This window comes from Herbiconiux dendrobii (assembly GCF_052048175.1).
GTDB lineage: Bacteria > Actinomycetota > Actinomycetes > Actinomycetales > Microbacteriaceae > Herbiconiux.
Genome location: NZ_JBLZQV010000003.1, coordinates 424,638 through 447,420 on the forward strand (window position 1 = coordinate 424,638; position 22,783 = coordinate 447,420).

Here is a 22,783-nt window from a genome sequence, read left to right on the forward strand (position 1 = left end):
CGTCACTCGGCGGCGGAGCGGCCGTCGAGGGTGTCGAGGGAGGTCTCCTCGGCGTCGAGCGCCACGCGCATCGCGTCGATCGACTCCGAGGAGAAGGCGCCGCGCTCGTAGACGTCGCGGAGCGCGTCGCGTTCGGCGACCAGCTGCACCCGGCGCAACTGCCGGTACTGGGTGACCTGGTTCTCCGGGTCGGAGAGGTCTTCGCTCGCCCACACCTCGAGATGGTTCATCCAGCGGTCGCTCTCGGCCCTCACGTCGGCGAGCGCCTTCGGCTCGAGCGGCGCCCCGGCCGACTCGGCCTCCACAGCGGCGGCGGCCACCGCGGAGTCGCCCGCATCCTTCAGGAGCTTGCGCAGCTCGTACAGCTCGGTGCGCTCGCTCCCCGGGTCGTCGCCGGCCGGGCGCAGCCGGCGCACCACGGGCGGCAGCAGCAACCCCTGCACCACCAAGGTCACGATCGCCACGGCGAACGCGATCAGCACGAGCGACTCGCGCATCGGCTGGCCCTCGGGAATGGTCTGCACGGCCGCCACGGTGACCACACCGCGCATGCCCGACAGGCCCAGGATCACGCCGTCGCGCCAGCCCAGCGCCTGGTCACGCTCGGCGGTGAGGTCGTTGTTCTGCTGCTCGAGCCGTCTGCGGAAGTTCTCGAAGGTCTTCGAGAAGCGCGCCCGCATCGTCGGATCGATCTCGACGGGCTCCGTCGGCGGGTTCCGCTCCAGCTCGGCCAGCCGCGCCAGGATGTCGTCGCGCGCCGCCTTGTCCTTCTTCGTCACGAGGCCCAGTCGCGCCCGCGCGCCCCTCGTGATGGCCTTCAGCGGCGACTGCCGGATGCCGAGCCGGCGCATGTTCGCGGCGCGCTGCTGGAAGTCCTCCTCGGTGACCGCGCTGAACCGCTCCTGCGTCTTGTCGGCCCGCGCCGCCCGCTTGCGGTACCGGCGGCGGATCGTCCAGAGCAGGGGCGGCATGGCGGCGAACCGGATGCCCACCAGCAGCAGGATGACGAGCCCCGCGACCCCCAGCGTGCCCAGCAGCTGGTTCTGCTCGAGCACCTCGGTGACCACCGGCCACAGCTGGAACCCCATGAACAGGAACACCGCGTTCTCCACCAGCAGCGTCACCGTGCGCCAGGTGTTCGCCTCGGCGAGACGGAACGAGGCCCGGATGCGGTACGCCCCCTGATTGCCCACCACGATGCCGGCCACCACCACGGCCACCACGCCGGAGGCGTGCACGGTCTCGCCGGCCAGGAACGCCAGGAACGGGACCACCAGCGACACCGCGGCATCCAGAACCGGATCGGTGATGCGGCGCCGCAGCGCGACGACGACCGCCCCGAGGATGCCCCCGATCAGCGCCGCGCCGACGACCGCCCAGAGGAAGGTGAGGGCGATCATCCCGCCGTTAGGCGACTCGGTCGACGTGCTGACGATCGCGAGCATGGTCGACAGCAGCACCAGGGCGGTGGCGTCGTTCACCAGCCCCTCGCCCTCGAGGATCGTGACGATGCGGGGCGGCAGACCGAGTCGCTTGCCGAGGCTCGTGGCGGCGACCGCATCCGGGGGCGCCACCACGGCCCCGAGGGCGATGGCCAGCGCGATCGGCACGGTGAGCCAGAGCAGGTGCACCAGCACCCCCACGAGCACCGCCGACACCACCACGAGCACGATCGCGAGAAAGCCGATCACCCGCAGATTGCGGCGGAAGTCGACGAGCGGCACCTGCCGGGCGGCCGCGTACAGCAGCGGCGGCAGGATGACCGTGAGCACGAGCGACGGTTCGACCTCCACGTGCGGGATGGCGGGTATCGCGCCCACGATCACACCCACGACGGTCAGGGCCAGCGGCGCGGCGACCCCGATGCGGCCCGCGAAGAACGACACGGCCCCGATCACCAGGACGACGCCCACCACCACGAGCGTGACCAGCTCTGTGCTCTCCATGCCCCAAGGCTACCGAGGGCCCGGCGCCCCTCCCGGGTCACACGGACCAGGGCGTTCGGATGCCGTTCCCGCGTCGCGTCGAAATGCGACACGGGGAGGGTGCGCGGCGTCGGGGGTCGGGCGTACGCTTCGAGCGACGGCATCGGGCCGCCGGTGAGAGGAGATCAGGATGGCAATCGACGACGACGACATCACGACCGACGCAGCTGCGGGCGGCGAGGGAACCGCCGACGGCGGCGCAAACCCGGGCGGCCACGACGGCGGGGCCGACGGCTCGGCAGCCGGCGGCGAAGGTCCGGCCGACGGCGGCGCGAACCCCGATGGGCACGACGGCGGAGCCGACGGATCGGCCGACGAGGGAGAGGGCACCGCTGACGGCGGCGCGAACCCCGGCGGCCACGACGGCGGGGCCGACGGCTCGGCGTGACGAACGGTTTCGAGCGCGGGTCGGATGCCCGGCCCGCGCTCTCCCGCTGCATCTCGGTCGCTCCGGCGGAGTTCGACCGCGAGTTCTGGGGGCGGGCGCCCCTGCTGTCCCGGGCGGCCACCCTCCCGGAGGGGTTCCGCGACCTGCTCACCGAGGAGGCGGTCGACGAGCTCGTGAGCGAGCGCGGACTGCGCACCCCGTTCATCCGGATGGCTCACGAGGGATCGGTGCTCCCGCCGTCGGCGTACACCGCGCCGGGCGGCTTCGGCGCCGAGGTGGGCGACCAGGTCAGTTCCGAGAAGGTGCTCGCCGAGTTCGCCGCGGGCGCCACGATCGTGCTGCAGGGGCTGCACCGCATCTGGCCGCCGCTGATCGACTTCACCCGGCGTCTGGTCGACGACCTCGGGCATCCGATCCAGGTGAACGCCTACATCACCCCCGCGTCCTCGCGCGGCTTCGACCCGCACTACGACGTGCACGACGTGTTCGTGCTGCAGATCGCCGGCGAGAAGCACTGGCGCATCCACGCTCCGGTGCATCCGGATCCGCTCCGCGACCAGCCCTGGAGCGATCACCGTGCCGCCGTCACGGAGGCCGCCACGCACGAGCCCGTGATCGACGCGGTCTTCCAGCCCGGTGACGCCCTGTATCTGCCGCGCGGGTGGATCCATTCGGCCGAAGCCCTCGGCGGCACCAGCGTGCACCTCACCATCGGCGTGGCCGCCTACACGCGCGCCGACGTGGTGCAGGCGTTGATCGGCTCGCTCGGCGACGTGGCCGCGTTGCGCTGGTCGCTGCCGGCCGGCCTCGACTTCTCCGACCCCGAGGCGCTGCGCCCCGTGGTCGACGACACGCTGGCCGCACTGCAGGAGGCGTTCGCCGCGATGGCCACCACCTCCACCGGCAGCCCCACGCACAGTCCTGCGGGCGCGCAGGAAGCCACCGATGCGCAGAGAGTCGCGGATGCGCCGAGAACTCCGGATGCGCGGCCCGCGACAGACGCGGCCGTCACCGTCTCGAACCGGCTCGCGGCACGCTTCGCCTCCGCCACCCGGCCCGAGCCGGTGTCGCCCCTGGCCACGGTCGACGCCATCGCGGCGCTGAACCCCGGCTCGCGCGTGCGCTGGCGCGGCTCGCTGCACGCCGCCGTCGATCTCGGCCCCGACGGCGAGACCGTGCGCATCCGCACCCCCTCGAAGACCGTGTCCTTGCCCGCCGAGGCCGAGCCGGCCGTGCGGCGCCTGCACGCGGGCGCAGCGGTGTCCCTCGCCGAGTTGCCGGGCCTCGACCCCGCGAGCGCGGTCGTCGTGGCGCGGCGCCTGCTGCGCGAGGGCATCCTGGTTCCCGCGTGAACGCCACCGCGCGCGGCCGGGCGGGCTGCCGGAGGCGCGGGAGACCGGGCGCGATTCCCGGCGGGATCCGGCGGGAGGCTGCGTCGACACGCTCGTCCCGCCGGGTGCGGAGCGCGGCGGCATGAGCGCGGCCGCACTGCCGGCCACCGGGGATCCCGCGCCGCACCCGCCCGCCGCGCCGGAGTGGCGGCCGTGCAGCGACCGGTCGCGCGAGCGCGACGATCCGCTGGCCGCGACCGGCGGCCGTGGGCTGCAGTGGTTCCTGGTGGAGAACGAGGGCGCCTGGGGTATCCGCGCCTTTCTCGACCCGCCCTTCGACGTCGAGCTGGGCCGGGCCCTGGTGACGCGCATCGAGAGCGCCGGGATGCGCCCGCTCGCCATCCGCCGCACGGGCCGCCACCCCGAGCGCATCGACCGCAGCACGCCGCAGCGGTGGCGCTGGGCCTTCGTCGACAGCCGGCCGGGGCACGAGACCGTGCGCTGGGGCGAGGTCGACGAGCCGCACCAGCTGCTCGACGTGCCGCTGGACGGCTCGGCGGGCGTCGCATCCGATCAGCCGGTGTTCGCCGTGTGTGCCCACGCCCGGCACGACCAGTGCTGCGCCGTGCGCGGGCGGCAGGTGGTGGCGCGCCTGGCCGAGGCCTTCCCCGACGAGACCTGGGAGTGCTCGCACCTCGGCGGCGACCGCTTCGCCGGCACGATGATCCTGTTCCCGCACGGCCTCTACTACGGGCGGGTCGACGACGACGACGCGGCCCGGATCGCCGCGAGCTACCGGGCCGGGCGCGTCGAGGAGCCGTTCTTCCGCGGCCGCAGCTCGCTCACGCATCCGGTGCAGGCCGCGCAGCACTACGCGCGGCTCGAGTTCGGCGACGACCGCGTCGAGGCCTACGCCCCGCTCGGCGAGGAGTGGCACGACGGCGGCGACGGCCACGCCCGCTGGACGGTGACCCTCGCCGACACCGACGCGTCGCGCACCATCACCGTCGAGCTCGCCGAAGCCCACTCCGACCCCCTGCTCTCCACCTGCGCCGCCACCCGCCCCGGCCGCGTGCGCCAATGGGACCTCGTCGCCCTCACGCGCGGATTCTGACCGTCACACCCCCGAAACACCGCCGAGACACCGCATCCCTAGGGTGAGCCCTGAGCGGCGTCCGTCGTCAGCGCGGTCACCCAGCGCCGCGACGAGGGAGAAGACCCATGAGTGGAAACAAGGCCCGACTGCAGGCGATGCGCGACGTGGAGGCCTACGTGCCCCCGGCCCACAGCTTCGACGAGTCCGAAGCACCCGGATCCGTGTTCGGCACGAACGTGTTCAACCAGGCCGTGATGCAGAAGCGTCTGCCGAAGTCGGTGTACAAGTCGGTGATGTCCACCATCGAGCACGGCGCCACGCTCGACCCGCTGGTGGCGGATGCCGTGGCCAGCGCCATGAAGGACTGGGCCCTGGAGAAGGGTGCCACCCACTACGCACACGTCTTCTACCCGCTGACCGGTCTCACCGCCGAGAAGCACGACAGCTTCTTCGAGCCCACCGGCGACGGATCCGCTCTCGCCGAGTTCGCCGGCAAGACCCTCGTGCAGGGCGAGCCCGACGCCTCCAGCTTTCCCAACGGCGGCCTGCGCAACACCTTCGAGGCCCGCGGCTACACCGGCTGGGACGTCACGAGCCCCGCCTACGTGCTCGAGAACCCGAACGGCAACACCCTCTGCATCCCCACCGTCTTCGTGTCGATGACCGGCGAGGCGCTCGACCACAAGACCCCGCTGCTGCGCTCGCAGCAGGCGATGGGCGAGCACGCCGAGCGCATCCTGAAGCTGTTCGGCCACACCGACACCAAGAAGGTCGTCTCCTTCTGCGGGCCCGAGCAGGAGTACTTCCTGGTCGACCGGCACTTCTTCCTCGCCCGTCCCGACCTGATGAACGCGGGCCGCACGCTCTTCGGCGCGAAGCCGCCCAAGGGCCAGGAGTTCGACGACCACTACTTCGGCGCCATCCCCGAGCGCGTGCTCGGCTTCATGATGGACACCGAGCGCGAGCTGTTCAAGCTCGGCATCCCCGCGAAGACACGGCACAACGAGGTGGCCCCCGGCCAGTTCGAGATCGCGCCGATGTTCGAGCGCGGCAACATCGCGGCCGACCACCAGCAGCTCTTGATGACGACGTTCAAGACCATCGCCAAGAAGCACGGCATGGAGATCCTGTTCCACGAGAAGCCCTTCGCCGGGGTCAACGGATCGGGCAAGCACGTCAACTTCTCGCTCGGCAACTCCGAGCTCGGCTCGCTGCTGGTGCCGGGCGACACCCCGCACGACAATGCGCAGTTCCTGGTGTTCTGCGCCGCGGTCATCCGGGCCGTGCACACGTACGCGGGGCTGCTGCGGGCCTCCGTCGCCTCCGCCACCAACGACCACCGGCTGGGCGCCAACGAGGCTCCCCCGGCGATCATCTCGATCTTCCTCGGCGACCAGCTGGCCGACATCTTCGAGCAGATCGCCTCCGGCCCCGCCACCTCGTCCAAGGGCAAGGGGCACATGACGATCGGCGTCGACACGCTGCCCGTGCTGCCGACCGACCCGGGCGACCGCAACCGCACCAGCCCGTTCGCCTTCACCGGCAACCGCTTCGAGTTCCGTGCGCCCGGGTCGATGCAGACCGTCTCGGGCCCGATGGTCACGATCAACACGATCATGGCCGACTCCCTCGACTACGTGGCGACCACGCTGGAGGCATCCGTCGCCGAGGGCACCGACTTCGACTCCGCGGTGCAGGCCCTCCTGACCGAGATCATCACCGAGCACGGCGTCGTCGTGTTCAACGGCGACGGATACGCGGATGCCTGGCCCGTGGAGGCCGAGAAGCGCGGGCTCGCGAACCTCAAGACGACGCTGGATGCTCTGCCCGAGCTGATCACGCCGGCCGCCCTCGAGCTCTTCGCGAAGTACAAGGTGTTCAACGAGCGCGAGATGCACTCGCGGTACGAGATCGGGCTCGAACAGTACGCGCTGACGATCGGCGTGGAGGCGAGGCTGACGCTCGAGATGGGCGCGACGCAGATCCTGCCGGCGGCCGTGCGTCACCAGACGGAGGTGGCGACGAACATCGCCGCGCTCAAGGCGGCCGGGGTCGAGGCCGATCTGGCGCCGCTGGAGGAGGTGTCGTCGCCGATCGGCGAACTGCGCGGCGCACTCGCCGCCCTGCGCTCCGCGCTCGCGGCGGAGGTGGGGCACCAGGCCCTGGCCGAGGCGGAGCACGCGCGCGACGCCCTGCTGCCGGCGATGTCGGCCGTGCGGGCCGCATCCGACGCCCTGGAGGAGCTCGTCTCCGACGACATCTGGCCCCTGCCCACCTACCAGGAGATGCTCTACGTGCTGTAGCAGCGCCCCACCACCCGCCCCACCTCGCCGACCCGTCACTTCGTACCGTTATCCCTGGCTCAAAGGGGGACGAAGTGACGGGTCGACGTCGTTGTGGCGGGGGTTGGTTGTCTCGACAAGTGCTTAGGATTGGGGCATGGATGCACCCCGCTGGCTGAGCGCCGAACAGTTGCGGGCGTGGATCCGGCTCGAGGCCGTCGTCGAGCTGCTGCCGGCCGTGCTCGACTCGCAGCTGCAGCGGGATGCGGCGCTGACGCACTTCGAGTACCTCGTGCTCGCGAAGCTCTCCGAGAGCCCGGATCGGGTGCTGCGGATGACCGCCCTGGCCGCCACCACGAACTCCACGCTCCCCCGCCTCTCGCACGTCGTGAGCCGCCTCGAGGCGCGCGGCTACGTCGAGCGGCTGCCCTGCCCGGGTGACCGCCGCGCCACGAACGCGCACCTCACCGAGGCGGGCTGGGACAAGGTCGTGGCCACGGCGCCCGGCCACGTCGACACCGTGCGCTCGCACGTGATCGACCTCCTCACCGACGAGCAGGTCAGCCAGCTCGACGGCATCATGGCCACCCTGCTGCAGAAGCTCGACCCCGAGAACACCCTCCGCGTCCTCCCCTGACCCTTCCCGTTCGCCGGTGCGCGGCGGGTGGTGGGTGTCGGGGGTGAGGGGCAGGATGGGGGCATGCCTGAGCTGCCCGAAGTGCACGCCCTCGTGAGCGATCTCGGGGCGCGGCTCGGCGGGCGCACCATCGAGCGCTTCGAGGTGGTGTCGTTCGCGGCGCTCAAGACCTTCGAACCCACACCCACGGCGCTGGCCGGGCAGCGGATCGCGAGCGTCTCGAGGCATGGCAAGTTCCTCGACTTCACGGTGGGTGCTCCGGATGCCGCCGTGCACCTGGTACTGCACCTCGCGCGGGCGGGCTGGATCCGGTGGCGCGAGGGTCCGCCCCCGCCGCCGAGCGGGCGGCCCGGCAAGGGGCCGCTAGCCGCACGACTGGTGCTGGCCGACGACGGGCTCGGCCCGGCCGGCTCGGGGCTCGACATCACCGAGGCCGGCACCAAGAAGAGCCTCGCGCTGTACCTGGTGCGGGATGTGGCCGAGGTGCCGGGCATCGCGCGGCTGGGGCCCGATCCGCTCGACGACGCCTTCACCGAAGAGGTGTTCGCCGGCATCCTGGCCGGTGCGGGCCGCGCGCAGATCAAGGGCGTGCTGCGCAACCAGTCGGTGATCGCGGGGATCGGCAACGCGTACTCCGACGAGATCCTGCACACCGCCCGGATGTCCCCGTTCAAGCCCGCCGCGATGACCGCGGAGGAGACATCCGCCCTCTATGCGGCGATGCAGTCGACCCTGCGCGGCGCGATCGAGCGCGCCGACGGCCTGGCCGCCTCGGAGCTGAAGCGCGAGAAGAAGTCGGGCCTGCAGGTGCACGGCCGCACCGGCGAGGCGTGCCCCGTGTGCGGCGACACCGTGCGCCAGGTCACCTACGCCGACTCCAGCCTGCAGTACTGCCCCACCTGCCAGACCGGCGGCAAGCCGCTGGCCGACCGCGTGCTCTCCCGTCTGCTCAAGTAGCCGCGACCCGCCCGCGCGCCGCAGCGGCGGATCGGCGTGCGAGCACGCGGCCCCGTCGGCCTTGCGGGAGGCCGCGTCAGCGCACGCGGCGGGCGGTGAACTGCATGCGGGGGTGGGCGTAGAACTCCTGCGACTCCACCAGGCGCAGCTCGCGCTCGCCCGAGGCGAGGGTGGCGTCGATGAGGTCGAAGATGCTCGAGGCCGTGCGCTCCAGTGCCAGTTTCGCGTCACCCGTCGCCCGGTAGTGGGCGGTGAACAGCCCGGCGGTCACGTCGCCCGATCCGTTGGCCTTGATCGGCAGCTGCGGGGTCTGCACGATCCACGCGCCGGCCGAGTCGACGGCGAGCATCTCGACGGTGTCGGGCTCGCGGTCGGGGCGCTCGACGCTGGTCACCAGCACGGTCGACGGGCCCATCGCGCGGGCCAGGTCGACGGATGCGAGGGTCGAGTCGAGATCGCCCGGCTCGGTCTCGGTGAGGAAGCCGAGCTCGAACTGGTTCGGCGTGATGATGTCGGCCACGGGAACCACGCGCTCGCGCAGCAGCACGGGGATCTCCGGCGCCACGAAGCAGCCCGACTTCGCGTTGCCCATCACGGGATCGCACGAGTAGATGGCCGAGGGGTTCGCCGCCTTCACGCGCTGCACGGCGTCGATGATGACGTCGCCGATGCCCGCGCCGCCCTGGTAGCCCGAGAGCACGACGTCGATCTGGGGGAACACGCCCCGCTCCTCGATGCCCGTGATGACCGCGCGGACGTCGTCGGGCGAGATCAGCGGCCCCCGCCACGACCCGTACCCCGTGTGGTTGGAGAAGTTGACCGTGTACACCGGCAGCACCTCCACCCCGATGCGCTGGAGGGGGAACACGGCTGCCGAGTTGCCGACGTGGCCGTACGCCACCGCCGACTGGATCGAGAGGATCTTCATCCCTTTACTCTCGCAGGTTTGGAACCACCCGGTGTCACTCGACGCACCGCGCGCAGGTCATCCGGCGTCACGGGGTGTGCCTGGCACCGCGCGCCGCCATGAGCGCCGCGCCACGCATCTCGACGGAGCGCGGGCAGGCGGTAGCGCGGGACGCAGGGCGGAAAGCGGCTCAGTCGAGCGGCGGGTAGCCCTCGGCGGGGTCGAGTGCCGGGCGGGCCGAGGCGCCACCGCCTTGCACGGTGGGCATCACGACGCGCGGGTCGGCGCGGAACGCCGCCGACCAGGCCGCCCAGTCGCCGTCGGCAGCCTCGAGACGCGCCAGGTGCGCGCGCGTCGGGAGCATCACGTGCGGGCCCCCGTCGGCGAGCCCGGTGAGCACCTCGCGCGGCTCGAGCCACTGCGCGCCCAGGATCTCGACGCCGTCGACCACCTCGGCGGCCTGGCCCGCGTCCTCGCCTGCGGCATCCGGAGCCTCGGCGGCGTAGAACCAGGTGTCGAATCGCTTGGGCTGCACCTCCGGTGTCAGCCAGCGGGACAACGGATGCAGCAACCCGAGGTCGATCCGCAGGCCCGTGGCGCGCAGCACCTCGAGCAGCCCGTCGCCGGCGCCGAACCCGACGCCGACGGCATCCGGTCGCGCGGCGGCCTCTGCACCGTGGCCGAGCAGCCGGTGCGTCTCCTCCCACAGCTCGCGGGCGGCGGCCACGCGACGAGCGCGCTCCGCGACGTCCGCCCCAAGCCCCTCGGGCACGTCGACGACATCGAGCCACTCCTCGCCGGCATCCGCCGCATCCACCACCCCGCCCGGGAACACCAGCGCTCCCGGAAACACCCCCACCGAGCCGCGCTCCACCATGAGCACGGACAGCGGATGCCGCCGCACGAGCAGCACCGTCACCGCGGCCCGCGGAACGGCAGGGTTCGTCTCGCTCATCCCTCCACCCTGTCAGAACGCGCCTGCACCCTGTCAGAACGCGCAACCGACCCGTGCCGAGAAGGTCACATCAGTGCACGATGGACGCATGCGTTGCATTACCTATGCCGGTGGCACCCTCTTCACCACCGATGATGTCGCCGAACACCTGATCGACCTCACCGCGGCCCTGGCCGACCGGGGCAAGGCGCAAGCCGTCGAGATCCCGATCGTGCCCGAGAGCGGCGAGGGTCCGCGCACCGCCGAACTGGTCATCGGGGTCGGCAACGACGTGCTGTCGGTGCCGCAGGACTGGGACGGCGAGGAGCCCGACTTCTCGGCCGACGCCGCCCGTCTCGAAGAGATGCTCAAGAAGCAGACCCCCACAGCGACGGCCGTGGTCATCCCCGACGACGAGACCGCCGACTACTACCCCGAGGACTACCCGGTCTGACCCGGCCGCGCCCGGCGGCGGCGCGGCGCTCGAAGGAAGACACCTTCCCGCCACCGCCGGGCGCCCAGGGTCAGTCGCAGTACCGCGGGTTCGGGAACACGCCGTCACCGATGGTGTTCGGGCCACCCATGAGGTCGAGGTTGTCGGGGTCGAGGTAGCTCTGGAAGATGGCGTCGGCCACCGGTCCGGGGTAGCAGTACGGGCGCACCAGGTAGAGCGGCGCTCCGTAGACCGCGGCGGCGGGTCCGGCCGAGAGGGCGTCGGGGAACACGTAGCCGGATGCGACGAAGACGTCCGTCACCTTGCCGCGGAACACGTCGTAGTTCATGTTGACGGCGACGTCGAACCGGTCGGCACCCGCGTAGCGCACGGCGAAGCCGATCGTCGAGCGGAGGTCGTTCTCGATGCCGTCGCTCACCGAGTTCGGGCCGCCGGCGATGTGGCCGGATGAGGCGCGAACGCGATGCAGCAGGCTCTTGGTCGGGTCATCCAGCGACGACGAGGTGCCGTGCACGAGCAGCACGGCGGCGTCCAGGTGCGCGGCCGCGGGGCCGGCGGCGAGCGCGTCGGGGTAGTTGCTGCCCGTCGCGAGGAAGATGTCGTCCGAGTCACCGGCGCACTCGGTGGCCTCGGAACCCGGAAGGGTGCCGCAGAAGGCGTAGTCGACGACGGCACGCGACACCTCGTAGCGGTCGGCGCCGGCCAGGCGCACGATCGAGGGCTGGAGCGCCGCGAGCTGGTCGTACACACCGGCCGAGATCGTGTTGACACCGCCCACCACGACGATCTTCTGCGGCTGGAGCTGCAGGATCGCCTGCCGGGTGACCTCGGGGATGCTGTCCCGCGTGACGAGCAGCAGCGCGCCGCCCTGGTGGGCTGCGGCCGGCCCGGCGCTCAACGCGTCGGGGTAGTTCTGACCACTGGCGATGTAGAGCACCGGCACCACGTCGCCGACGCTGTCGAGCGTGACGTTGACGGCCACCTCGTAGCGATCCGCGCCACCGTACTGGTAGACCTTGTAGGTCTTGTCGCCCGCCTTCTGCAGCGACGGGTCACCGGATGCCGGTGCGCCCCCGGTGACCGGCGAATCCGTCCGACTGACGCCCGACGGCGTCGGGGCCGGCGCGGTCTCGGCGTGGGCCGCGAGCGGCGCCCCGATCAGCGAGACGGCGATGGCCGCGGTGATGGCCAGTGCCGCCGCGCGGCGCCGTGGTGCGCGACCGGCCGTGCCGGTCTGGCCTGACGCGGTCTGGCGCGATCCGGTCTGGTCTGATGCGGTCTGGCGTGATTCGGTCTGGCGTGATTCGACGGGCGAGCCCGCGATGGATCGATGGTGCACGATTCCCCCCATGAGAACGGGCCGGGTCATGATGTCCCGGCGCAAGTAACTGACGCGAGCCTAGAGCACTCCGGCGACATCTGCGGTGCGGCACGGACAGCACACACCGGAGGCAGAACGCGAAAAACCCCCGGATCAGCGATCCGGGGGTTTCGTGGTGGTGGAGCTACGGGGATTCGAACCCCGGACCTTCTCATTGCGAACGAGACGCGCTACCAACTGCGCCATAGCCCCGCTGACGTCGAAACGACAACCCCGAAAGTCTACGACGAAACCGCGTCCGAATGCGAACCGGCTCCGCGTGGGGCCATCGAGCGTCGGCCTGCCGCCGTCCACGTCACGCACCGGGGTGTCCCCGGACTGCCGTGCACTCGGCGCGGTGGTTCGCGGCTCACCGGAGCGGAGGGGCTCCGGATGCCACCCGCCCGCGCCCGAGCATCAGGATGGCGACGCCCAGCAGCACGCTGCCGACGATCGCGATCGGGAGGTCCATGAAGAACTCCATCACCGCGAACGGCGGGATGAACGCCAGCGCGGTCGCCACGGCCACGACCGGCGTCGGCGGCGTCTCCCCCACCTCCCGCGGCGCCTCCCAGCGCCCCACGAGGAACGACAGGCCGAACACCGCGGCCATCACGATCACGAACATCAGCGGCCGCGTCCACCACCACCAGAGGCTCGCCGGCTCCGGGCTGGCCCCGGGGATCAGCAGCGCCGCCCCCGACACCAGCAGGATCACCGGCAGATGCCACAGGTAGATCGTCATCAGCCGGGTGCCCATCAAAAACACGAAGGCGCGCGCCGCGTGCGTGTTCATCAGCTTCGCCAGAGCCGGGCGCAACAGGCACAGGATGCTCGCCTGGGCCACCGCGAGCGCGACCAGCGGCAGCGTGGGCGGATTGAGGTTCGTGAGCATGTCGTCGGCGTACGGCCCGACGGCCGTCATCGGCACGAGGCTGGCGTAGGCCACGACGGCGATCAGCACGAGAGCCCACCAGCGGCGTGCGGCGAACCATCCGTCGGCGTACCAGAAGCCGAGCTGCTGCACGAGCAGCCAGACGAAGAACAGGTTGGCCAGGCCGATCGCGTCGATCCCGGTCGAGAAGCGCACGGCGTCGACCACCACGGCCCCGGCGAGCAGCAGGAGCAGCGTCGCCCGGGGCGCGCGCAGGTGCCAGCCGACCATCAGCGGCACCAGGGCCTGGCAGAGCATGTAGGCGGCGAGGAACCACAGCGGCGAGGCGGCGCCCACCACCGCGAGGCGAACCAGCTCGGGGTCGATGCCGATCAGCTGCGCCCCACCGATCACCACCGCGTAGAAGAGGAACAGCGGGAAGGCCGGCTGGGCCAGCCTCAGCACGCGGTTGCGAACGTACCCGGCGGCCGTTCCGCCGCGGCGCACGGTGCTGCGCCACGCGGTGATCGACGCGAAGCCGCCCACCACGAAGAACAGCGGCATGATCTGGCCCACCCAGGTGACGGGGGCGAACCACCACTGCGCCTCCAGGGGTCGCGACACGACGACTGCGCCATCCGCACCGAGGCCAACACCCACCATCAGCAAGTGGATGACCACCACGAGGAGCACGCAGAAGACGCGGGCGAGGTCGAGCGTCAGGTCGCGCTTGGAGAGGTCGATCGACGAACCGCTCCGCGAGGCCTTGCTCGCCGGAGGTGCGGTCCGGAGCCGCGCGTCGTCGCTCATGCAGTCATCCTAGGACGACGAGCGGCGTCGTATGCGGCACGCGGCATACACGACGGATGCGCCCGCAGACGCGTCTCACGAATCGCGGAGCGCTTGCACCAGCTGCGCCTTGGTCTTCTTCGAGTAGCCGGTGAGGCCGAGCTCCTTGGCACGCTTCTTGAGTTCGGGCACGGTCCAGTCCTCATACGAACCGGACTCCCCGCCCTTCCGGCCCAGGGCCTTGCGCCCGCGGGCCGCCGCCGCGTTCGAGATGCGGGCCGCCTTCTGCTTCGAGTCGCCCTCGTCGCGGAGCTTCTGGTAGAGCTCGGGATCCTTCAACTGGGGCGTGCTGTTCTCCGGCATGGTTCCTCCTTGCCGGGCACGCTACGCCCGCGGAAGAGCGGCGGCAACGGGCCGCGAGGGCACCGATCGCGGGCGGGCGTGAGGGCGGGCGGCTCAGCCGGCGCGGCGCCGCGCGAGCACGGCGTCGAGGTCGAGGTGCGAGCTCGTGTCGCCCTCGACGATCCCCATCCGGGCGAACCGCGAGGGCGGCGCGGGCGGAGCGGCGACGGGAGCAGCAGGCAGCTCGGCGACCGTCTCGTGCTCCGCCTTCAGCCGCAGCCGCAGCGCCTCTTCGGCTTCGGCCGCAGCGCGCAGCAGCTCCTCGCGCTCGACGGAGGCCACGGGTTCGGCGGCAGCAGGGGTGACTGCGGCCGCCGCGCCGGCGGGCTCGGCCGCCGCACCCGCGTCGTCCCCGACGGCGGTCACGCTGTCGGGCAGTCCCAGCGGCGCGTGGGATGCGCGGTCGAGGTACAGCGGCCGGGGCACCACGACCGGCACCCAGCCCGCCCCCGCCGATCCGTCGCCCTCGAGATCCTCGTCCTGCACGTCTTCGGAGGCGTCAGCGTCGGCTGTCGCGTCGAGCACGGCCACCGGATGCCCGCCCACCGCGTGATCGACGAACGCCGGTGCGACGCGCACGCCCTCGGGGCGCGGCAGCCGCAGGTGGCGGCCGGCGCGGGCGAGCCGCACGAGCACCGCGAGGCTCACACCGGAGGCGATGACGCCGCCGATGAGGATGATCCAGGCGCCGGTGTAGGCGGCCTGCATGCCCCCCAGCACGGCGACGGCGAGCGACAGCGCGAGCACTCCGGCCATCACGGCGCGGGTTCGGCGCAGGCGGTCGGCGGTGCGCACGGCCGAGGGGATGGCCTCGAGCTCGCGCTCGACGGCGCGGTGCTTCAGGATGCGCTCCTGCTCGGCGATGCTGCGGGCGTTCGCCTCGACCCGCACCTCGTCGGGCATCTCGGCCGTCTCGGCCAGGATGCGCAGCGTCTGCTGCAGCCGCACGGCGTTGCGCTCGGTGGCGAGGTACTGCCGGCTCTTGAACCACGAGGGCACGAGGTACACGAGCCACAGCACCGCCGCGAGGGCGATCATGAACCCTCCGCCGAGCCATTCCGTAGTCATGCCTCAACGGTAGGGCCGCATCCCGCCCACGCCCGTGCGCCCGGAGCGCGTGTCTCCCGCGGACTTGCCCCGAATGGCCGCCACCCGAACCGGATGGCCGCCGGTCGAGGCGAATGGCGGCCGGTCGAGGCGAGTCAGGGAGACGCCGGGGCGGCGCAGCTCAGGGCCTGGTGGGGATGGGGTGCTCGGCGGCGGCGCGATCGGCCTCGGGCACACTGCCCTGCCCCACGGGCACGCGGCCCTCCTGCCAGCGGCGCAGCACGCCGACCGGCAGTTCCTCGCGCACGAGGGCGAAGCAGAAGTGGTCGCGCCAGTCGCCGTTGATGTGGATGAACCGCCGCCGCAGCCCCTCGTAGCGGAACCCGAGCTTCTCCACCACGCGCAGGCTCGGCCCGTTCTCGGGGCGGATGCAGATCTCGATCCGGTGCAGCCCCACCGAGAAGAAGCAGTAGTCGGCGGCCAGCGCCACCCCCGTCGGCGTAATGTTCTTGCCCGCGAACCGCTCCGACACCCAGTAGCCGATCGAGGCCGAGGCCACCGATCCGTAGCTGATCGACGACACGTTCAGTTGCCCGGCCAGCTCACCGTCGTACTCGAGGATGAACGGCAGCCCGAGCCCGGCCCGCGCATTGGCCTGCAGGGAACGGATGCTCGCCCGGGTGTCGAACGACATCGGCCCCTGCGGGTTGGTCGCCTCCCACTTGCGCAGCCACGGCCGGTTCTCGATCAGCTCGCGCTCGAGCGGCTTGGCGTCGCGCACGCGGATCGGCCGCACCGTGAACGGGCCATCGGAGAGAGTCGGAACGAACATTTCTCGAACACTACCGCTCTGCGGCGGAAACGCTCAAAGACCGTCTCACAACCCCGCGACGAAGTCCTTCAGCCACGGCCGCAGGTCGGGACCGAGGTCCCTGCGGTCGCTGGCCAGCTGCACGATCGCCTTGATGTAGTCGAGCTTGTCGCCGGTGTCGTAGCGGCGGCCGTCGAACACCACGCCGTAGACGCCGTTCGCGATCGAGTCGTCGGCCGCGAGCGTGAGCAGCGCATCCGTCAGCTGGATCTCGTTGCCCTTGCCGGGGGGCGTGTTCTCGAGTATCTCGAACACCTCGGGCTGCAGCACGTAGCGGCCGATCACGGCCAGGTTCGAGGGGGCCGTGCCCTCCTCGGGCTTCTCCACGAGGCCCGTCACCTTCACCACGTCGGCCTCGTCGGTGGGCTCTACGGATGCCACACCGTACAGGTGCGTCATCGAGGGGTCGACCTCCATCAGCGCGATGATCGTGGCGCTGCGCGCCTGCTCCACCTCGAGCATCCGCTTCAGCAGCGGGTCGCGGGCGTCGATGATGTCGTCGCCGAGCAGCACCGCGAAGGGCTCGTGCCCCACGTGCATCCGCGAACGCAGCACCGCGTGGCCGAGGCCCAGCGGATCGCCCTGACGCACGTAGTGCATCTCGGCCAGTGCGGTCGACTCGTTCACGACCTTGAGCATCTCGCCCTTGCCCTTTTGCTCCAGCGTCGACTCGAGCTCGTACACGCGGTCGAAGTGGTTCTCGATCGCCGCCTTGTTGCGGCCCGTGACCACCAGCACGTCGTTGAGACCGGCATCCACCGCCTCTTCGACCACGTACTGGATGGCCGGTTTGTCGACGACCGGCAGCATCTCCTTCGGCATCGCCTTCGTGGCCGGAAGGAACCGAGTCCCAAGCCCGGCCGCCGGAATCACTGCTTTACTCAACGGGTTACCCATGCGCTTTAGCGTATACATGTTCGGCCTTTCTCATAGGGGCCGCACGAAACACCGCCGTCATCTTCGCGCGCCTACAATTGCACGCATGGCCACCGACGCGACGAACGAGAAGCGCGCCCTGCGCGCCGAGCTCCGCGAGCGGCGGCGCACGCGCCCCGCCCACGTGGTCGACAAGGCGAACGAGGGCTTCACGGCCAACCTGATCGCGCTGGCCACCCAGACGGATGCCCGCACCATCTCGGCGTACCTCTCCACCTCCTTCGAGCCCAACACCCGGCCCTTCCTCAACTGGGCCCTGACCGACGGCCGCCGCGTGCTGCTGCCCATCGCCCGGCAGGACGGTCTGCTCGACTGGGCCGAGGGCGACGGCGAGACCGAGACCGAGGGCCTGTACGGGCTTCCCGAGCCGGTCGGCGGCATCCTCGGCCCGATCGCGATCAACGACGCCGACCTCATCCTCATCCCCGCCTCGGCCGTGGATGCGCACGGCACCCGCATGGGCTGGGGCCGCGGCTACTTCGACCGCACGCTCGGCTCGATGGAGAAGTGCCCGCCCGTGTACGCGGTGGTCTTCGATGATGAGATCCTTGACGAGGTGCCCCGTGAGGTGCACGACGCCCCGATCGACGGGGCCGTCACCCCCACACGCATCCTGCGCTTCTGATCCTCTCGAAAGACGAACTGTGCCCACATACTCTTACCGCTGCACGGAGTGCGACAACGCCTTCGACATCCAGCAGGCGTTCACCGACTCCACGCTCACCGAATGCCCCGTCTGCGGCGGCAAGCTGCGCAAGGTGTTCAGCCCCGTGGGCGTGACGTTCAACGGATCGGGCTTCTACCGCACCGACTCGCGGGCGAAGAGCTCGTCGGGAGACTCCGGATCGGGCAGCTCGTCGAGCTCGTCCGGGTCGTCGTCCTCGTCCGGCTCGTCGTCGTCCGGCTCGTCCTCTTCGGCCCCCGCGGCGACGCCGTCCGCCGCGCCTTCGACCTCGAAGCCGGCCTCCGCATAGGCTTTATCCCATGATCAAGGGATTCAAGGAGTTCATCCTCCGCGGGAACGTCATCGACCTGGCCGTCGCGGTCGTCATCGGAGCCGCGTTCACCGCGGTCGTCAACTCGATCGTGAACAGCGTGTTCAACCCGCTGATCAGCGCGATCTTCCAGTCCGACAGTCTCGACAACGTGGCCGTGGTGCAGCTCGGCGACGCCCAGCTGAAGTTCGGTGCGGTGCTGGGCGCGGTCATCCAGTTCCTGCTGGTGGCGATCGTGGTCTACTTCGTCTTCGTGGTGCCGATCAACCACCTCAAGAAGGTCGCCTTCGCGATCAAGAAGACCCCGGCCGAGTCGCTCGAGGAAAAGAACGAAGAGCTGCCGCCCACCGAGACCGAGCTGCTCATCCAGATCCGCGACCTGCTCGCCGTGCAGCGCGCCGAGGCCGCCGGCGAGACCCTCCCCACCGAGCCGCACACCCCCAAGCACTGACTACCAGTGCGGCGGGACATCCTGTCGCAGGCGGTCGTCGTTCGGCCCTGAAGATCCTTTCGGGGCCGGACGGCCGCCCCAGGACTCGTCGCGGTCTTCGGCGGCCTTCACGGGGTCGCGCGCGGGGAGCGCCTGCGGGGCGGGATCGCTGCCGGGCACCGGCGCGGTCGAGGCACGACGGGGTCCCGTCTTCTTGACGGTCATGTCAAAAGCCTAGAACAGCGGGTGCACTGCGAGGGTCGGATCCGCTACACCCGCACGATCGGCTGGGTCTCCACGAGCGACAGCTCGCGCACGCCGATCACGTTGGCGATGCGGGCGGCCACGGCCTCCGGGTTCGCGAACAGCTCGAACGAGTGCACCCGCAGGTAGTGCCAGCCGAGGCGGCGCAGCATGTCGGGCCGCAGCCGCAGCGATTCGCGGAGCGAGGTGGAGTGCACCACGGCATCCGTCTCGATCGCGATCGCCCGTCCGTCGTGAGCGGCCACCAGCGTGAGCTTGCCCCGGTGCTCGAAGGCCACGTCTAGGCCGCGGGCGCCGAGCCGTCGCGCGAGGTCGATCAGCAGCGCGTCTCCGGGCGAGGAGAAGGTGTCGGGCGTCGGCCCGTTCTCGGCCTCCTGCAGGATCTGGCGCAGGGCGACGACACCGAAGTTCATCCGGTCCTCGTCGATGTCGGAGGGGTTGAAGCAGCTCACGATGTCCATCGAGCGGCGGGCCCGGGTCATCCCGACCGCCAGCAGGCGCTCTCCGCCGGGCTTCGCGAGCCCGCCGAAGTTCGTCAGAACACGGCCGTGGGCGGTCTTGCCGTAGCCGACCGAGAAGATCACCCGGTCGCGGCTCTGCGCCACCGACTGCTCGAGGGTGGCCACCATGAACGGCTCGGCGCGCTCCTTGAGCACGAAGTCGGCCAGGTCGCTGCGCTTGGCGAAGGCGGCCAGCACGGCCTGCTGCACGCGCACGGCGTGTTTGGGCGAGGCGGTGATCACCATCAGCGACTCGCGCGGGTAGTTGATGGCGTGGTCGAGTACGAGCGAGACCACGCGCTCCACCTCGGCGTCGACGGATTCCACGGCCCCCGACTCGGAGTCGGGCATGCCGCCGCGCCCCTCCACGTAGTGCAGCGCGAGGCTGCCGTGGCCGAGGTAGGTTCCGGCCCAGGGCAGGGAGTCGATCTTGCCGCCGTAGAAACGGTGGTTCACCAGCTCGGCGAGGTCTTCGCCGCCGGCCCGGTAGCTGCGGGTGAGCGAGAGCGTGGGCACGAGGTCGGCCAGGCGGGCCAGGGCCGAATCGGTGTGCAGCTCGTCGACGGATGCGGCGTCCATCGCGGTGCGGGTGCGCGAGTCGTCGAACGGGCGGATGGCGATCTCGAAGTGCGAGGGGGTCTGCGTCACCGGGTCGCCGAAGGCGACCACCTGGCGGGCCCGGCGGATGGCGCCCACGTTCTCGGCGAGCGTGGTGGCGCCGGCGTCGACCAGGATGACCGTGTCGAACGTCACCGCATCCGTGATCTGGGCGACCTCGTACGGCGAGGCCAGCCACACCGGCGCGAGCACCTTGCCCAGGCGGGGGGCGGCCTCGTGCAGGCGGTAGGAGTCGACGGCGTCGGAGCGCAGCAGCGCCTTGAGCGCGGCGGCCTCCATCGGGTTGTCGAGCAGCCCGACGCTCCAGGTCTCGGCGAGCTGCCACGCGAGCAGCTGCCCGTTCATCGAGGCGTGCGCCTCGTCGACGAGCCGGAAGTCGCCCTCGAGCCGGTCGAGCACGCCCGTGTTGGCGCCGAGCAGGGCCCGGTCGTTCGCGAGCATCAACTCGAGCACCGACTGCCACCAGGCGAGCTCGAGCTCGTCGGCGACGCCGGCCTCGGGCACGTGCCGCTGCGAGAGGTCGACGAGCAGCGGATCAAGCGAGTGCTCGTGCAGCGAGTCGAGCAGGGCCGTGCGCTCCTGCAGGTTGGCGAGCACCTCGGAGTCGGCGGCGAGGCCCTCGACCAGGCCGATCAGCTGATCGATCGGCAGAGCCGCGAGCTGGCGCGCGGTGCCGACGCTGCCGAGCGGCAGGTCGAGCTGCGCGAGGTCTTCGGTGACCCGCTGGAACGCGATCTGCACGTCGTTGATGCCGACCGGGATCTCCGGCGGGATGCCGGCGGCGGCGAAGCGGTACCAGAGCGTGCGCTGCTGCTGGATGCGGCGCAGCGCCTCGTTGATGTCGCCGATGTGCACGCCGGGGCGCACGTACTCCTTGGCCAGCGCCTTGAGGCGGCGGCGCGAGGTCGACGACATCTGCGGGGCGTCGCGGCGCGGGCTGGTGGCCGCGATCAGGTCGGTGAGCGAGCGGTCGAAGACCACCGGCAGGAACTTGTCGAGCGTCTCGCGCAGGTCGGCGAGCAGGCGCAAGTAGGTGCCGAGCTCGTTCAGCGAGGTGAACGGGCGCATCCGGGTCTGGCCGATGAGCTCATACGCGCCGGTGAGCAGGCGCGGGAGGTCGGTCTTGTCCAGGCGCTTGGCGAGCTGGTGGGCGCGGTGCGCGTCGTCGCTGGAGGAGAACTGGGCGCCGTACCAGGGCGAGTCGTCGGGCCCGTAGCGGAACTGGCCGAGCTCGGCGGCGCGGCTGAGCGCCTTGGCGGCCTTGGCGCGGCCGGAGGCGAGCGACTCCAATGCCGAGCGGTCGAGCCGGGCGGTGGTCGACGGCGGGTTGGGCACGAGCGCCAGGCGGGCGAGCTCGCGCAGGGCGTCGAGCACCGAGACCTTGAGAACGGGATCGACCCGCGACATCGAGGTGCGGTAATCGAGCAGCACGCTGCGCAGGCGCACGAGTGCCTCGTCGACGTCGGCGACGCGGGGCTGTGCGGCCTTCTCGTTGCGGCCGATCGACTGGATGAGGTCGCGACGCAGGGTGCGCGGGGAGACGGCCACGCCAGGGAGCCCCACATCCGAGAGCCGCCGGTTGATGCCGCCGAGGCTGAGGCGACGCGGGCTCACCACGAGCACGCGCTTGTTCTGGCCCACCAGGGCGCCGATGGCGTTCACGATCGTCTGCGTGCCGCCGGTGCCGGGAAGGGTCTTCACCACGAGGGAGTTGCCGCCCGCGATCTGCGCGATCACGTTCTCCTGCTCGCTGTCGGCGTCGAGCAGCAGCGTGTCGGTGGCGGGGGCGCGGTGGTCTTGCGGCGAGGGGTCGACGGGTTGGTAGCCGTCTTGCACGGCGCGGCGCGAGGTGAGGTTGCCGGCGAGGGCGTCGAGCACCGGATGCGCCAGCTCGGTGCTGTCGGCCAGCATCCCGGAGGCGACGTCGGCGAACGAGGAGACCACCAGGCGCGGCTGCACCTGGAACCAGGCCAGGTGCGAGGTGAGACTGCGCAGGCGGTCGATGACCGGCTGCGGCTTGAAGACGCCGTTCGAGGCGGCGAGCGCCACGAGGCTGTCGCGGTCGAGGGTGATGTGGAACTGGTCCTGCAGGGCACGCACCAGCTCGGGGTTCACGAACGGTGCGCCGCGCAGCTTGAGCTCGAAGTCCCGGCCGTAGCGGCGCACCGAGATGGGGCGCAGCAGCACCGGGGCGCGGAAGGTGGTGGTGACGCCCTCGTCGTCGCGCCGCCACTCCGCCAGACCGATGGCCAGCTGCACGGAGTCGATGCCGCGCACCGAGCGCAGCTCGACGCCCTTGTCGGTGATGGCACCGGCGGCGAGGCGGGCGTTGCGCAGTGCGAGCTCGTCGCGGATCAGGCTGGAGAGCAGCGTGGAGTTGCCGGTGATGAACTGGGCGAGGCCGCCGGGATGCGTCGTGCTCAGCTCGATGCGCGACCGCGGGGAGTCGTCGAAGTGCAGAAGCGGGGACTCGCCGCCGAGCGCGGCGATCTCGTCGCGCCACTGATCGCGGGTGGGTTCGACCAGGCTCTCCGTGGAGTAGACCTGCCCGATCGGGCTGTTGCCGGACTGACCGCCCCGGCCCCAGGCGGCCTCGACGGAGTCCGCTGCGGACGACGTCTCGTCCGCGTCTCGTTTCTTATCGGCGCGCCACACGCTGCCACAGTACGTGCGCATCTGCGCGATTCCCCGGCAATCCGCGCGAGTTTCGCGTATTCAGCGGAATA

At 71.2% G+C, this 22,783-nt stretch carries 21 protein-coding genes and 1 tRNA gene; 10 read left to right on the forward strand and 12 right to left on the reverse strand.

What is annotated here, in order from left to right:
• Window positions 1–2 precede the first annotated feature (2 nt).
• The gene (locus ACN4JJ_RS10990; RefSeq protein ID WP_440709953.1) at window positions 3–1,946 is read right to left on the reverse strand and encodes a cation:proton antiporter; all 1,944 of its coding nucleotides are present in this window, start codon (window positions 1,944–1,946) and stop codon (window positions 3–5) included.
• A 169-nt stretch (window positions 1,947–2,115) separates the two neighbouring features.
• Between ACN4JJ_RS10990 and ACN4JJ_RS10995 the strand changes: the two genes are divergently transcribed.
• The 6 genes from ACN4JJ_RS10995 to ACN4JJ_RS11020 all read left to right on the forward strand — a co-directional run bounded on the left by ACN4JJ_RS10995 (window position 2,116) and on the right by ACN4JJ_RS11020 (window position 8,676).
• A complete protein-coding gene (locus ACN4JJ_RS10995) occupies window positions 2,116–2,373 on the forward strand; it encodes a BatC protein (protein WP_066043706.1) in 258 nt (85 codons plus the stop codon).
• Complete coding sequence (locus ACN4JJ_RS11000; RefSeq protein WP_440709954.1) at window positions 2,370–3,725, forward strand: cupin domain-containing protein; 1,356 nt, start codon at window positions 2,370–2,372, stop codon at window positions 3,723–3,725. The genes ACN4JJ_RS10995 and ACN4JJ_RS11000 overlap by 4 nt, the downstream gene beginning before the upstream one ends.
• A gap of 121 nt (window positions 3,726–3,846) precedes the next feature.
• The gene (locus tag ACN4JJ_RS11005; protein WP_440709955.1) at window positions 3,847–4,818 is read left to right on the forward strand and encodes a ferredoxin family protein; all 972 of its coding nucleotides are present in this window, start codon (window positions 3,847–3,849) and stop codon (window positions 4,816–4,818) included.
• Between the two features lie 107 nt (window positions 4,819–4,925).
• Window positions 4,926–7,103, forward strand: coding sequence for a glutamine synthetase III family protein (locus ACN4JJ_RS11010; protein WP_440709956.1), 2,178 nt, complete (start codon window positions 4,926–4,928; stop codon window positions 7,101–7,103).
• Between the two features lie 136 nt (window positions 7,104–7,239).
• The gene (locus ACN4JJ_RS11015) at window positions 7,240–7,719 is read left to right on the forward strand and encodes a MarR family winged helix-turn-helix transcriptional regulator (RefSeq protein ID WP_440709957.1); all 480 of its coding nucleotides are present in this window, start codon (window positions 7,240–7,242) and stop codon (window positions 7,717–7,719) included.
• Between the two features lie 63 nt (window positions 7,720–7,782).
• Complete coding sequence (locus tag ACN4JJ_RS11020) at window positions 7,783–8,676, forward strand: Fpg/Nei family DNA glycosylase (protein WP_440709958.1); 894 nt, start codon at window positions 7,783–7,785, stop codon at window positions 8,674–8,676.
• A 76-nt stretch (window positions 8,677–8,752) separates the two neighbouring features.
• Here ACN4JJ_RS11020 and pdxY read toward each other — a convergent pair whose 3' ends face one another.
• Both pdxY and ACN4JJ_RS11030 read right to left on the reverse strand, forming a co-directional pair.
• Window positions 8,753–9,604 (reverse strand): pyridoxal kinase PdxY, encoded by an 852-nt coding sequence (gene pdxY, locus ACN4JJ_RS11025; protein WP_440709959.1) that lies wholly within the window; start codon window positions 9,602–9,604, stop codon window positions 8,753–8,755.
• A gap of 169 nt (window positions 9,605–9,773) precedes the next feature.
• Window positions 9,774–10,538 (reverse strand): NUDIX hydrolase, encoded by a 765-nt coding sequence (locus ACN4JJ_RS11030; protein WP_440709960.1) that lies wholly within the window; start codon window positions 10,536–10,538, stop codon window positions 9,774–9,776.
• Between the two features lie 88 nt (window positions 10,539–10,626).
• Between ACN4JJ_RS11030 and ACN4JJ_RS11035 the strand changes: the two genes are divergently transcribed.
• Window positions 10,627–10,971, forward strand: a complete 345-nt coding sequence (locus ACN4JJ_RS11035; protein WP_440709961.1) for a hypothetical protein — start codon at window positions 10,627–10,629, stop codon at window positions 10,969–10,971.
• A gap of 70 nt (window positions 10,972–11,041) precedes the next feature.
• Here the strand turns inward: ACN4JJ_RS11035 and ACN4JJ_RS11040 are convergent, their stop codons facing one another.
• The 7 genes from ACN4JJ_RS11040 to galU all read right to left on the reverse strand — a co-directional run bounded on the left by ACN4JJ_RS11040 (window position 11,042) and on the right by galU (window position 17,211).
• Window positions 11,042–12,310 carry a cell wall-binding repeat-containing protein gene (locus tag ACN4JJ_RS11040; RefSeq protein WP_440709962.1) on the reverse strand — a complete coding sequence of 423 codons (1,269 nt, stop codon included), beginning with the start codon at window positions 12,308–12,310 and terminating at the stop codon, window positions 11,042–11,044.
• A gap of 158 nt (window positions 12,311–12,468) precedes the next feature.
• Window positions 12,469–12,544: transfer RNA gene (locus tag ACN4JJ_RS11045), tRNA-Ala, on the reverse strand.
• A gap of 157 nt (window positions 12,545–12,701) precedes the next feature.
• The gene (locus ACN4JJ_RS11050; RefSeq protein ID WP_440709963.1) at window positions 12,702–14,015 is read right to left on the reverse strand and encodes an acyltransferase family protein; all 1,314 of its coding nucleotides are present in this window, start codon (window positions 14,013–14,015) and stop codon (window positions 12,702–12,704) included.
• Between the two features lie 75 nt (window positions 14,016–14,090).
• Window positions 14,091–14,357 carry a DUF7218 family protein gene (locus ACN4JJ_RS11055; RefSeq protein ID WP_440709964.1) on the reverse strand — a complete coding sequence of 89 codons (267 nt, stop codon included), beginning with the start codon at window positions 14,355–14,357 and terminating at the stop codon, window positions 14,091–14,093.
• A 93-nt stretch (window positions 14,358–14,450) separates the two neighbouring features.
• A complete protein-coding gene (locus ACN4JJ_RS11060) occupies window positions 14,451–15,464 on the reverse strand; it encodes a hypothetical protein (protein WP_440709965.1) in 1,014 nt (337 codons plus the stop codon).
• A gap of 160 nt (window positions 15,465–15,624) precedes the next feature.
• Complete coding sequence (locus ACN4JJ_RS11065) at window positions 15,625–16,275, reverse strand: GNAT family N-acetyltransferase (protein ID WP_440709966.1); 651 nt, start codon at window positions 16,273–16,275, stop codon at window positions 15,625–15,627.
• 45 nt (window positions 16,276–16,320) lie between these two features.
• A complete protein-coding gene (gene galU / locus ACN4JJ_RS11070) occupies window positions 16,321–17,211 on the reverse strand; it encodes a UTP--glucose-1-phosphate uridylyltransferase GalU (RefSeq protein WP_440709967.1) in 891 nt (296 codons plus the stop codon).
• Window positions 17,212–17,296: 85 nt separating this feature from the next.
• Here galU and ACN4JJ_RS11075 point away from each other — a divergent pair, with 85 nt between their 5' ends.
• From ACN4JJ_RS11075 to mscL, 3 genes are read left to right on the forward strand one after another with little or no spacing between them, the layout of a single operon-like run.
• Entirely contained in the window at window positions 17,297–17,875 is a 579-nt protein-coding gene (locus ACN4JJ_RS11075) for a 5-formyltetrahydrofolate cyclo-ligase (RefSeq protein ID WP_440709968.1), read from the forward strand.
• Between the two features lie 19 nt (window positions 17,876–17,894).
• The gene (locus ACN4JJ_RS11080; protein ID WP_440709969.1) at window positions 17,895–18,224 is read left to right on the forward strand and encodes an FmdB family zinc ribbon protein; all 330 of its coding nucleotides are present in this window, start codon (window positions 17,895–17,897) and stop codon (window positions 18,222–18,224) included.
• A gap of 10 nt (window positions 18,225–18,234) precedes the next feature.
• Window positions 18,235–18,696: a large conductance mechanosensitive channel protein MscL gene (mscL, locus tag ACN4JJ_RS11085; RefSeq protein WP_440709970.1), complete on the forward strand. Its 462-nt coding sequence runs from the start codon at window positions 18,235–18,237 to the stop codon at window positions 18,694–18,696.
• Here mscL and ACN4JJ_RS11090 read toward each other — a convergent pair whose 3' ends face one another.
• Both ACN4JJ_RS11090 and ACN4JJ_RS11095 read right to left on the reverse strand, forming a co-directional pair.
• Window positions 18,697–18,900, reverse strand: coding sequence for a hypothetical protein (locus ACN4JJ_RS11090; protein WP_440709971.1), 204 nt, complete (start codon window positions 18,898–18,900; stop codon window positions 18,697–18,699). It lies immediately after the preceding gene.
• Between the two features lie 44 nt (window positions 18,901–18,944).
• A complete protein-coding gene (locus ACN4JJ_RS11095; RefSeq protein WP_440709972.1) occupies window positions 18,945–22,712 on the reverse strand; it encodes an AAA family ATPase in 3,768 nt (1,255 codons plus the stop codon).
• Window positions 22,713–22,783 lie beyond the last annotated feature (71 nt).

What these genes read in the sequence shown, in the direction of transcription:
- ACN4JJ_RS11020 (WP_440709958.1), top strand. Translation starts at nt 7,783, where the DNA reads ATGCCTGAGCTGCCCGAAGTGCACGCCCTCGTGAGCGATCTCGGGGCG.
- ACN4JJ_RS11090 (WP_440709971.1), bottom strand. Translation starts at nt 18,900, where the DNA reads ATGACCGTCAAGAAGACGGGACCCCGTCGTGCCTCGACCGCGCCGGTG.
- ACN4JJ_RS11015 (WP_440709957.1), top strand. Translation starts at nt 7,240, where the DNA reads ATGGATGCACCCCGCTGGCTGAGCGCCGAACAGTTGCGGGCGTGGATC.
- ACN4JJ_RS10990 (WP_440709953.1), bottom strand. Translation starts at nt 1,946, where the DNA reads ATGGAGAGCACAGAGCTGGTCACGCTCGTGGTGGTGGGCGTCGTCCTG.
- ACN4JJ_RS11010 (WP_440709956.1), top strand. Translation starts at nt 4,926, where the DNA reads ATGAGTGGAAACAAGGCCCGACTGCAGGCGATGCGCGACGTGGAGGCC.
- ACN4JJ_RS11065 (WP_440709966.1), bottom strand. Translation starts at nt 16,275, where the DNA reads ATGTTCGTTCCGACTCTCTCCGATGGCCCGTTCACGGTGCGGCCGATC.
- mscL (WP_440709970.1), top strand. Translation starts at nt 18,235, where the DNA reads ATGATCAAGGGATTCAAGGAGTTCATCCTCCGCGGGAACGTCATCGAC.
- galU (WP_440709967.1), bottom strand. Translation starts at nt 17,211, where the DNA reads ATGGGTAACCCGTTGAGTAAAGCAGTGATTCCGGCGGCCGGGCTTGGG.
- ACN4JJ_RS11005 (WP_440709955.1), top strand. Translation starts at nt 3,847, where the DNA reads ATGAGCGCGGCCGCACTGCCGGCCACCGGGGATCCCGCGCCGCACCCG.
- ACN4JJ_RS11060 (WP_440709965.1), bottom strand. Translation starts at nt 15,464, where the DNA reads ATGACTACGGAATGGCTCGGCGGAGGGTTCATGATCGCCCTCGCGGCG.
- ACN4JJ_RS11050 (WP_440709963.1), bottom strand. Translation starts at nt 14,015, where the DNA reads ATGAGCGACGACGCGCGGCTCCGGACCGCACCTCCGGCGAGCAAGGCC.
- pdxY (WP_440709959.1), bottom strand. Translation starts at nt 9,604, where the DNA reads ATGAAGATCCTCTCGATCCAGTCGGCGGTGGCGTACGGCCACGTCGGC.
- ACN4JJ_RS11075 (WP_440709968.1), top strand. Translation starts at nt 17,297, where the DNA reads ATGGCCACCGACGCGACGAACGAGAAGCGCGCCCTGCGCGCCGAGCTC.
- ACN4JJ_RS11030 (WP_440709960.1), bottom strand. Translation starts at nt 10,538, where the DNA reads ATGAGCGAGACGAACCCTGCCGTTCCGCGGGCCGCGGTGACGGTGCTG.
- ACN4JJ_RS11035 (WP_440709961.1), top strand. Translation starts at nt 10,627, where the DNA reads ATGCGTTGCATTACCTATGCCGGTGGCACCCTCTTCACCACCGATGAT.
- ACN4JJ_RS11055 (WP_440709964.1), bottom strand. Translation starts at nt 14,357, where the DNA reads ATGCCGGAGAACAGCACGCCCCAGTTGAAGGATCCCGAGCTCTACCAG.
- ACN4JJ_RS10995 (WP_066043706.1), top strand. Translation starts at nt 2,116, where the DNA reads ATGGCAATCGACGACGACGACATCACGACCGACGCAGCTGCGGGCGGC.